The organism is Streptomyces niveiscabiei (genome assembly GCF_033794345.1).
Lineage (GTDB): Bacteria > Actinomycetota > Actinomycetes > Streptomycetales > Streptomycetaceae > Streptomyces > Streptomyces niveiscabiei.
Window position 1 is genome coordinate 231,551 of record NZ_JARAYJ010000006.1, and the last position, 10,642, is coordinate 242,192.

General features: G+C 73.0%; 8 protein-coding genes. 7 read left to right on the top strand and 1 reads right to left on the bottom strand.

Annotation, left to right across the window (positions count from 1 at the left end; all coding sequences use genetic code 11):
• Positions 1-125 precede the first annotated feature (125 nt).
• From PV682_RS10900 to PV682_RS10930, 7 genes are all read left to right on the top strand, one after another.
• On the top strand, positions 126-1,802 hold the full coding sequence (locus tag PV682_RS10900; protein WP_319726667.1) for an FAD-dependent oxidoreductase: 1,677 nt from the start codon (positions 126-128) through the stop codon (positions 1,800-1,802).
• Positions 1,799-3,241 (top strand): ATP-binding protein, encoded by a 1,443-nt coding sequence (locus PV682_RS10905; RefSeq protein ID WP_319726670.1) that lies wholly within the window; start codon positions 1,799-1,801, stop codon positions 3,239-3,241. The genes PV682_RS10900 and PV682_RS10905 overlap by 4 nt, the downstream gene beginning before the upstream one ends.
• Positions 3,238-3,591, top strand: a complete 354-nt coding sequence (locus PV682_RS10910) for a UBP-type zinc finger domain-containing protein (protein WP_319726672.1) — start codon at positions 3,238-3,240, stop codon at positions 3,589-3,591. The genes PV682_RS10905 and PV682_RS10910 overlap by 4 nt, the downstream gene beginning before the upstream one ends.
• A 166-nt stretch (positions 3,592-3,757) precedes the next feature.
• Positions 3,758-4,936: a serine hydrolase domain-containing protein gene (locus PV682_RS10915; protein ID WP_407705648.1), complete on the top strand. Its 1,179-nt coding sequence runs from the start codon at positions 3,758-3,760 to the stop codon at positions 4,934-4,936.
• A gap of 64 nt (positions 4,937-5,000) precedes the next feature.
• Positions 5,001-6,665 (top strand): CAP domain-containing protein, encoded by a 1,665-nt coding sequence (locus PV682_RS10920; protein ID WP_319726677.1) that lies wholly within the window; start codon positions 5,001-5,003, stop codon positions 6,663-6,665.
• Positions 6,666-6,819: 154 nt separating this feature from the next.
• Positions 6,820-8,427 carry a serine/threonine protein kinase gene (locus PV682_RS10925; RefSeq protein ID WP_319726680.1) on the top strand — a complete coding sequence of 536 codons (1,608 nt, stop codon included), beginning with the start codon at positions 6,820-6,822 and terminating at the stop codon, positions 8,425-8,427.
• Positions 8,428-8,559: 132 nt separating this feature from the next.
• Positions 8,560-9,594, top strand: coding sequence for a hypothetical protein (locus PV682_RS10930; protein WP_407705643.1), 1,035 nt, complete (start codon positions 8,560-8,562; stop codon positions 9,592-9,594).
• Positions 9,595-9,597: 3 nt separating this feature from the next.
• Here PV682_RS10930 and PV682_RS10935 read toward each other — a convergent pair whose 3' ends face one another.
• Positions 9,598-10,581, bottom strand: coding sequence for an aldo/keto reductase (locus tag PV682_RS10935; RefSeq protein ID WP_319726683.1), 984 nt, complete (start codon positions 10,579-10,581; stop codon positions 9,598-9,600).
• Positions 10,582-10,642 lie beyond the last annotated feature (61 nt).

The window sequence follows — 10,642 nt, forward strand, 5'->3', positions numbered from 1 at the left end:
CCTTTCCCGGTCGTGGCCCCGCGGGGTGCCCGCGCGGCCGAGCGCTTGTTCCCCTCCGACCCTACGATGGCCGGTGTCGCCCAGGGCCGCACGCCCTGGACCTGAGCACTCGGGGTGGAAAACGTATGACACAGGCCGCCGAAACAGCGCGGACCGTCATCCTGACCGTGGACGACGACCCGGGGGTCTCCCGCGCCGTCGCCCGCGATCTGAGGCGCCGCTACGGCGCCGGGCACCGCATCGTGCGCGCCGAGTCCGGCGAGTCGGCGCTGGAGGCGCTGCGGGAGCTGAAGCTGCGCGGCGACCTGGTCGCGGTGATCCTCGCGGACTACCGGATGCCGCAGATGAACGGCATCGAGTTCCTGGAGCAGGCGCTGGACGTGTACCCGGGCGCGCGCCGGGTGCTCCTGACGGCGTACGCGGACACGAACGCGGCGATCGACGCGATCAACGTGGTCGATCTGGACCACTACCTGCTGAAGCCGTGGGACCCGCCGGAGGAGAAGCTCTACCCGGTCCTGGACGACCTGCTGGAGGCGTGGCGGCGCAGCGACCACCGGCCGGTGCCGACGACGAAGGTGGTCGGGCACCGCTGGTCGGCGCGCTCCTCGCAGGTGCGCGAGTTCCTGGCCCGCAACCAGGTGCCCTACCGGTGGTACTCCTCGGACGAGCCGGAGGGCCGGCGCCTGCTCGCGGCGGCCGGCGCGGACGACGAGCGGCTCCCGCTGGTGATCACCGCGGAGGGCGCTCCGCTGGTCGAGCCGGACGACGCGGAGCTGGCCGCGCGCGTGGGCCTGGCGACGACGCCGACGGCCGACTTCTACGACCTGGTGGTGATCGGCGGCGGCCCGGCGGGGCTCGGGTCGGCGGTGTACGGGGCGTCGGAGGGGCTGCGGACGGTGCTCGTGGAGCGGTCGGCGACCGGCGGTCAGGCGGGGCAGAGCTCGCGCATCGAGAACTACCTGGGCTTCCCGGACGGGGTGTCCGGCGGTCAGCTCACCGAGCGGGCGCGCCGTCAGGCGGCGAAGTTCGGGGCGGAGATCCTCACCGCGCGCGAGGTGACGGGCCTGGAGGTGAACGGCTCCGCGCGGGTGGTGCGGTTCGCGGACGGCTCGTCGGTCGCCGCGCACAGCGTGATCCTCGCGACGGGCGTGTCGTACCGGCAGCTGGAGTGCGCCGGGGCTCAGGAGCTGACGGGGCGCGGGGTGTTCTACGGGTCGGCGCTGACGGAGGCGCCGTCCTGCGAGGGGCACGACGTGTACATCGTGGGCGGCGCGAACTCGGCCGGGCAGGCGGCGATGTACCTGGCCAAGGGCGCGAAGTCGGTGACGCTGCTGGTGCGCGGTCCCGACCTGTCGGCGTCGATGTCGCACTACCTGATCCAGCAGATCGAGCAGGCGCCGAACATCTCGGTGCGCCCGCACACGGTCGTCGAGTCGGCTCACGGCACCGACCACCTGGAGCAGCTCACCCTGCGGGACGCGGTGACCGGGGCGAGTGAACTGGTCGACGCGCAGTGGCTGTTCGTGTTCATCGGGGCGGCGCCGCTGACGGACTGGCTCGACGAGACGGTGCTGCGCGACGGGCGCGGCTTCATCCTGGCCGGGCCGGACCTGACGCCGGACGGGCGGCCCCCGGCGGGCTGGGAGCTGGACCGGCCGCCGTACCACCTGGAGACCAGCGTGCCCGGTGTGTTCGTCGCCGGGGACGCGCGCGCGGAGTCCGCGAAGCGGGTCGCGTCCGCCGTAGGAGAGGGAGCCATGGCCGTGATGCTCGTCCACCGGTACCTGGAGCAGTCGTGAGCGGGGTCGTGCTGCCCTGCGACCCGGCGGAGATCGGGTCGCTGTTCCTGTTCGAGGAGCTGACCCCGGAGCAGCTCGGGCGGCTGTGCGCGGTGGGCCGGGTCGAGAAGTTCGAGCCGGGCCCGGTGTACACCGAGGGTGAGCCGGCGACCTGCTTCTACGTGATGATCCAGGGCACCGTCGTGCTGTCGCGGCGGGTCGGCGGGGACGACGTGGAGATCAACCGGACCTCGCAGCGCGGCGTGTACTCGGGGTCGATGCAGGCGGTCCTCGGGGAGCGGGTGCCGCAGGTGTACGCCGGGTCGATGCGGGTGACCGAACCGTCCCGGTTCTTCGTGCTGCCGTCCGAGGCGTTCGCGGCGATGATGCGGGACTGGTTCCCGATGGCCGTGCACATGCTGGAGGGCATGTTCTTCGGCTCCCGCAACACGCAGCGGACGGTGGCGCAGCGGGAGCGGCTCCTCGCGCTGGGCTCGCTGTCGGCGGGCCTCACGCACGAGCTGAACAACCCGGCGGCGGCTGCCGTGCGCGCGACGGCGGCGCTGCGGGAGCGGGTGGCGAAGATGCGGCACAAGCTCGCCGTGATCGCCTCGGGGCCCTACGACCGCGAGGCGCTGACGCGGCTGATCGAGATCCAGGAGCGGACGGCCGAGCGGGTCGGCAAGGCGCCCGCGCTGAGCCCGATCGAGGCGTCCGACCGGGAGGACGTGATCGCCGACTGGCTCGACGAGCGCGGTGTGGCCGAGGGGTGGCGGCTCGCGCCGACCTTCGTGCAGGCCGGGCTCGACGTGGACTGGCTGGAGCAGGTTGCGGCGGCGGTCGGCGAGGAGATCCTCCCCGGGGCGGTGGGCTGGCTCAACTACACGGTCGAGACCGAGCTGCTGATGTCCGAGATCGAGGACTCCACCAGCCGCGTCTCGCATCTGGTCGACGCGGCGAAGCAGTACTCGCAGCTCGACCGCGCCCCTTACCGGGACGTCGACGTCCATGAGCTTCTCGACAGCACCCTCCTCATGCTCTCCGGCAAACTCGGCCGGACCATCGCCGTTGTGAAGGACTACGACCGGACACTCCCGGAAGTTCCCGCGTATCCGGCGGAACTCAACCAGGTGTGGACGAACCTCATCGACAACGCCGTCCACGCGATGGACGGCGAGGGCACCCTGACGATCCGCACCGCGCGCGAGGGCGAGCGGTTGCTCGTGGAGTTCCGCGACACCGGCAGCGGGGTACCCGCCGACATCCGCGACCGGATCTTCGACCCGTTCTTCACGACCAAGCCGGTCGGCGAGGGCACCGGACTCGGTCTCGACATCTCGTGGCGGATCGTCGTCAACAAGCACCACGGCAGCCTGCACGTGGACTCCGTCCCCGGGGACACCCGGTTCCAGGTGCTGCTGCCGCTGACCGCACCGCTCCCCGAGGAGGACCCGACATGACCGAACTCGCCGGTGTCGACCCGGCCGTGCCGCCCAGCGGACCGGGATGCGTGGACTGCGACGCGGCGGGCGGGTGGTGGTTCCACCTGCGCCGGTGCGCGCAATGCGGGCACGTCGGCTGCTGCGACTCCTCGCCCGCGCAGCACGCGACGGGCCACTACAAGGCGACCGGGCATCCCGTGGTGCGCAGCTACGAGCCCGGGGAGGGCTGGTTCTGGGACTACGCGCGCGACGAACTCCACGAGACGGGGCCCGAGCTGGCGCCGCCGGTGAGCCGCCCCGAGGACCAGGCGGTGCCGGGTCCGGCGGGGCGGGTGCCCGCGGACTGGGCCCGCTCCCTGCACCGGTGAGATAACCCGCCGAATCCGCCCGCGCGCGGGTCATCGGTTTCCTCGCCCTCCGGGGCAATACTGAGGTGCGTCAGCGACGCACGCTGTGTGACGGCACGTCACCTGTGCGTCGGCCTCGGAGTGGTGAGGAAGCGGAGGAAGCTTGACGCGCTCGAAGTGGAGACGGCTGGCCGGTGGAGCGCTCACGGGAGCCGTGTTCCTGTCCCTGCTGAACAGCCCCGCGCACGCGGCGGCGGCACCGGGACCCGACATGACGGGTCTGCGCAACGTCCTGAACACCGCCCGCGGCCAGGGGGCGCCCGGCGCCCTGGCCCGCGTCGACGACCGGGGCACGGTCCGTCAGGTCGCCGTCGGCGTCGCCGACCGGGGGACGAAACGGGCGCTCAGTACCGCCGACCGGTTCCGGATCGGCAGCGTCACCAAGGTGTTCTCGGCGGTCGTCCTGCTCCAGCTCGTCGACGAACGCAAGCTGCGGCTCGACGCGCCGGTCAACCAGTACCTGCCGAAGCTGCTGCCGGACAACCGGATCACCGTCCGGCACGTCCTGAGCCACCGCAGCGGCCTGTACGACTACAGCAACGACATGTTCGCGAGCTCCGTCTCCGGGTTCGAGGCGGTCCGCACGAAGGTCTTCACCTACCGTCAGCTCGTCGCCCGTTCCCTGCGCCACCCGCGCACCACGAAACCGGGCGGCCCCTACCGGTACTCCAACACGAACTTCGTGGTCGCCGGAATGCTGATCGAGAAGCTCACCGGGCATTCCGTCGCGGCGGAGTACCAGAAGCGGATCGTCAAGCCGCTGAAGCTGACCGACACCGTGTACGTCCACCCCGGCACCGCGATCCCCGGCCGCCACACGCGCGGGTACCTCACCCCCGACAAGGCGGGCGCGTCCCTCGTCGACGCGACCCGGCAGACCGTGTCCTGGGCGCAGAGCGCGGGCGCGATGATCTCCAGCGCGAAGGACCTCGACACGTTCCTGTCGGCCCTCATGCGCGGCAAGCTGATGTCGGCCGCGCAGCTCGCGCAGATGCAGAAGTGGGTCCCGGCCGGCACCGGCCAGGCGTACGGCCTCGGCCTGCGCCGGCGGACCCTGTCCTGCGGCGTGTCGGTGTACGGGCACACGGGCGCCGTCCAGGGCTACTACAGCTACGCGTTCACCACGAAGGACGGCCGCCGCAGCCTCGCCGCCCTCGCGAACGTCTCCAACAGCGCGCGCGTGCACTCCACGATGCTGCGCACCCTGGAGTCCGCGTTCTGCGGCAAGCGCGCCCAGTCCCGCGTCTCCCCCGCACCGGTCCCCGAGCGGTACGACGACCTGGCGCCGGACATCGTGCTGGACTGACCGGCGGGAACCGCCACGCCGGACCGCCCGTTGGAGGGGTACGGAACGACAGCGGGGCGGCACGATGAGCGAACTGGTACCCGGGGGCAACACGGCCCTCCCGAGCGGCGCGTGGACCTTCCGGGTACCGGGCCCTTTCGACGTCAGCGCCCTGATCACCGACGACGGCGGCAAGGTCCGCGGCGACGCGGACTTCGTCTTCTTCAACCAGCCGACGGCCCCCGGAGCCCGCCTCCAGGGCGACTGCCTGACCCTGGACCCGACGGGGCTGCGGAGCGGGGCCACGCGCGTGACGCTGGTCGTCAGCCCGGCGGACCCGAGCGCCCTCCTGGCCCGCCTCCCCTCCCCCACCCTCCAGGTCACCGACCCCCGAGGCCGCGTCCTGACCCGCTTCACCCCGGCACCCGTGCGCACGGAGACGGTCCTGCTGCTCGCGGAGGTCTACCGCAGGGCGGACGCCTGGAAGGTGCGCGCGCTGGGCCAGGGGTACGCGGACGGGCTGGCCGGTCTGGCGCGGGACTTCGGGGTGGACGTCTCGGACGACGGCGCGGCGGACCACACGCAGGCGGTCACCGGGACCGGCACAGCGGCCGGGAGCACCGAGCGGCGGAGCCTCACCGGCCCCGGCGGCCTCCTGGCCCGCGCGTCGGAGGCGATCGGCGCCCAACGGCGCGGCGGCGGCCTACGCGTCCCGGGCAACGGGCTGCTGCGCACCGGCCAGGGAACCACCGGAGCCCGCCCCACACCCCCGACGCCCGCGACCGGCGGCACCGGCCCGGCACCGTCCCCCTCGACCGACAGCGCACACCCCGGGCCCACAACACGCCCACCCGGCGGCGTACACCCGGGACCCCCGACACCCCCACCCGGCAGCGCACGCTCCGGCCCCCCGACACCCCTGCCCGGAAGCACACACCCAGCACCGACACGCCCCACACCCCGCCCAGCCTCCGCCCACGCCCCCTCCCCCGACCCCGACGGCTTCCTCGCCCTCGTCAACCCCGCCCGCGCCCGCGCCGGTTCACCCCCCGTCGTCCTGGACGCCCGCCTCGTCTCCGCCGCCCGCGCGCACGCCGCCGCCATGGCCGGCGCCGGGAAGCTCGGGGTCGAGGGGCGGGACGGCGTGTCCGTGTTCCAGCGGGTCACCGCGGCCGGGTTCACGTACCTCGCGGTCGGCGAGCACCTGGTGTCCGGGCCCCGGACGCACGCCGAGTTCGTCGAGTACTGCCTGAGCGGCGGGGACACCCGCAGGACGGTCCAGGACCCGGCGTTCACGCACGCGGGTGTGGCGCGGGTCGACGCGTACTGGACCGCCGTATGGGCGAGCCCCCTCACCCCGGCCGGGCTCGACCGGGTGGAGGCGGAGGTGCTCGAACTCACCAACCGCGAGCGGATCCGCGCGGGCCTCGGGCCGCTCGCCCCCGACGGCCCCCTCGCGCGTGCGGCGCGCGCGTACTGCGTCGACATGGCGGCCCGCGCGTTCTACTCGCACACGTCTCCGGAGGGCACTCAGCCCTGGGACCGCGCCAAGGCGGCGGGGTCGGCGAAACGGTCCATCGGGGAGAACATCGCCTGCGGCCAGCGTTCGGCCGCCGAGGTGGTGGAGGGCTGGATGAACAGTCCGGGACATCGGGCCAACATCCTGAAGGCGGATTTCACCCACCTCGGTGTCGGCTTCGCGGGCGGCGGCCCCGCGGGCACGTACTGGACGCAGCTATTCGGCGCCTGAATCCCCTTTCCTCGCACATACGTTTCCCCGCGCACGCCGCCGCTTTTGAATGAAAGACAGATTCCCCCCGGAAATCGCGGATCGTTTGAACGCACCGCGCCCCGCGCGCCGTACCACTGGGAAAGGGAGAGAAACTCCGGGGGTTCAGCGAGGGATGACCATGGTCAAGGCGCACGTCTCCACGCACGAGTTGATCGCCGGCAGATACCTCCTCCTCGATGTCGTCCAACGGGAGACGAACCGCGTCAGCTGGTACGGCCAGGACGCGCAGGACGGCAGGCCCTGCCTGGTCACGCGGATCGGTCTGCCGGAGGGGACGGCGCCGGAGGACGGGCGGGGTGCCGCGCGCGGGGTGCGGCGGATGGCGGCGACGATGACCCGGCTGTGCCCGGGACGGATCGCGGCGGTGCTCGACGCGGTCGCGGAGGACGGCTCGCTGTGGACGGTCACCGAGTGGATCGACGGGCTGCCGCTGGGGCAGCTGATCGAACAGCAGGGCTCGTTCCACCCCGCGCGGGCGGCGGCGATCGTCCTGGAGGTCCTGGACGTCCTGGAGGCGGCGCACGGCGAGGGCATCACGCACGGCGAGCTGAGCCCGGGCCAGATCTTCGTCCGGGACCGCGGCCCCGTCGTCCTCACCGGCTTCGGCCTGGTCGGCGCGACGCTCGCGCCCCGGGTCGCGGCCCCCTCGTACGCCTCGCCCGAGCAGGCCCGCGACGAGCGGATCGGCCCGGCGGCGGACCTGTGGGCGCTGGGCGCGATCCTGTACACGCTGCTGGAGGGGCGGCCCCCGTTCCGGGACCGCGACCGGCCCGACGCGACCCTGCGGGGCGTGGACCGGCTGCCGTTGCGCGCGCCCCTGCGTGCCGGTCAGCTCGCCGGGACCGTCCAGGGCCTGCTGCGCAAGGACTCCCGGGAACGGCTGACGCGGACGGTGCTGCGGCAGTCCCTGACCCGGACGCTGGACGAGAACCCGCACCTCACCCCGGCGCCCCGGCTGCGGCGCGCGTACGCCGTACTGCACACCGCGCCCGCGTGGCGCGGCCGGGCGATGGCGGCGGGCACGGCGCTCGCGGTCGTGACGGTGGCCGTCGCGGCGCTCGCGGCGACGCACCAGCTGCCCGGCACGCAGGACGCGGGGACGGACACGCGGCCCCGGCCCTCGGCGACCGCGCCGGCGCCGCCCGGCGGCGGGGCCGGGCAGAGCGCCCCGCCCGCGCCCTCCCCGACCCCCACGGCCCCCGCCTCGCCGTCCACGCCCCCGTCCGCGTCGGCACCCCCCTCCGCGCCCGCCTCTCCGGACCCCGGGTTCGAGAGGTACCGCGCGCCCGAGGGCTTCACGATCGAGCTGCCGGAGGGGTGGAAGCGGCAGGAGACCTCGAAGCAGGGCGACCTGGCGTACCGGATCACCTTCGGCGCGAAGGGCGACGGCCGTACGCTCGCCGTCACCTACAGCACGCAGCTCGGCCCCGATCCGGTCGCGGTGTGGCGCGACACGGTCGAGCCGGTGCTGCGCGAGCAGGAGGGGTTCCGGCGGATCGGGGAGATCCGGGCGACGACGTACCAGGGGTTCGACGCGGCCGACATGGAGTGGGCCGTGAAGGACGGGCACGGCATGGCGCTGCGGACCTTCGGGCGGGGGTTCCTGACCGGTGGGCACTCCGGGTTCTCGCTGCGCTGGACGACGCCGGAGGCGGACTGGGAGAAGACGGCCAACGTGGAGGCGCTGAAGACGTTCTTCCGGACGTTCCGCCCGAACTGAACGGATGTTCCGGCCGAGGTGAGGTGACGTTTCAGCCGGGCCGGGCGGGCGCGCGCGGGTCTTGCCAAAGCCGTATCAACGGGTCGATATAGGCTGCCGGTCTGCACGTTCCGTTCTCTTGAGGAGTCTTCCGTGACCCTGGCGATCGACCCGTCCGAGATGCCCGCCGAGGTGGAGTTCGCCCCGCTCGCCGATGCCGTGGTGCGGGACGCGCGGGAGTTCGGCGCGTACGCGCGGACCGGCGGGTGGGCCTTCGGCCTGAAGGTGGCGCGCAGTGTGCGGCCCGGCGGTCAGGCCGCGGGCGAGAGCGACAAGGTGTCGGCGAAGGAGTTCGCCGAGCTGGCCGAGTGCTCGCCCGAGCGCGTGATGCGCTACTACAAGGCGTGGGACAAGGCCGCCGACGACGGCCTCGTACCGCAGTTCGAGGAGCTGGAGCCCGGCCAGGACATCCAGCTCCCGGACGCGGACGTCTGGCTGAGCTACTACGTCTCCCGTTCCAGCGCGACCTCCGAGCGCGGCACGGCGATCTCCGAGGCGGCCGAGGCGGAGGGCATCCGGCCGACGAAGGCCCTGGAGGTCGCCGAGAACCCGACCGCCCTGCGCGCCGCGATCCTCGCCGACCCGTCCACCGCGCGCGCGGCCCGCGCCGCCCTCCTGGACCGCATCAAGGAGGACCCGACGCTCCAGGCCGAGCTGGCCCGGGACGTCGTGCGGACCGACGACCTGAAGAAGGCCGTCGCCACCGAGAGCCGCTCCGCCGACCGGATCGGGTACGTCCGGCAGATCGCCGAGTCCGGCCAGGTGAAGACCCCGGCCGGGCAGATGATCGACGCGCCGGTCGCGCTGCGCGAGGAGGCCGAGCGGCACCTGTCCCTCATCGACGAGCTGAACGACGACGAGGACGCCGGCGAGTGGGCGACCGAGGCGTACGACACGATGAAGAACCTCGTCGTGGAGGCCGTCGAGGCCGATCCCGAACTGCGGGTCCAGGAGCGGCGCACGAAGTTCTACAGCAGCCTCCAGCGGGCCACGAAGGTCTTCGAGGAGCTGACGTTCGACGACGCGCAGGACTTCTACGAGGACGACATGGTCAAGCAGCTGGAGGAGTTGCAGGAGGCGATCGGAAGCTGCATCGCCTCCCTGCGCAAGGCCCGCGCCGCCGAGTAGCCGCTACCAGCGGTTCTCGACCTGGTCCTTGATCCGGCGGTCGTACAGGTCGCGGATCGAGGCCAGGGTGGCGGCGTCCAGGTCGGGCAGGTCCGCGGCGCTCGCGTTGGCGCGGGCCTGTCCGGGGGTGCGGGCGCCGGGGATGACGGTGGTGACGCCGGGCTGCTGGAGGATCCAGCGCAGGGCGAGCTGGGCGGGGGTGAAGCCCTCGGGGGCCAGGCCCGCGAACTCGACGGCGGCCTCGACGCCGGTCGCGTAGTCGACGCCGGAGAAGGTCTCGCCCTGGTCGAAGGACTCGCCGTGCCGGTTGTAGGTGCGGTGGTCGTTGGCCGGGAAGACGGTGTCCTTGGTGTACTTCCCGGACAGCAGGCCGGAGGCGAGCGGTACGCGCGCGATGATCGCGACGCCCGCCTTCTCGGCGGCCGGGAGGACCTCGGCGAGGGGCTTGAGGCGGAACGGGTTGAGGATGATCTGGACGCTCGCGACACCGGGCCGGGCGATCGCGGTGAGCGCCTCCGCGCACGTCTCGACGCTGACGCCGTAGTGCGCGATGCGCTCCTCCGCGACCAGGGTGTCGAGGGCGTCGAAGACCTCGTCGGTGGAGTGGACGGGGGTGGGCGGGCAGTGCAGCTGGACCAGGTCGAGCCGGTCGACGCCCAGGTTGCGGCGTGAACGGTCGTTCCAGGCACGGAAGTTGTCGAGGACGTAGTTCTCGGGGAGCTGCTCGACGCGGCGGCCCATCTTGGTGGCGACGAAGATGTCGAGCTCCGGGCGGGAGCGCAGGTACGTCGCGATGGTCTGCTCGCTGAGGCCGTCGCCGTAGACGTCGGCGGTGTCGAAGAAGGTGACGCCGGACTCGACGGCCGCGTCCAGGACCGCGAGGGCCTCCTTCTCGTCGACGTCGCCCCAGTCGGCGCCGAGCTGCCAGGTACCGAGGCCGATGACGGATGCGGACCGTCCGGCCCGTGTGAATGCGCGCTGCTCCATGGGCGCAGTCTGTCATCAGGGCCGGTCGGGGCGGAAACGGGGGCGTCGCGTGGAGAAACGG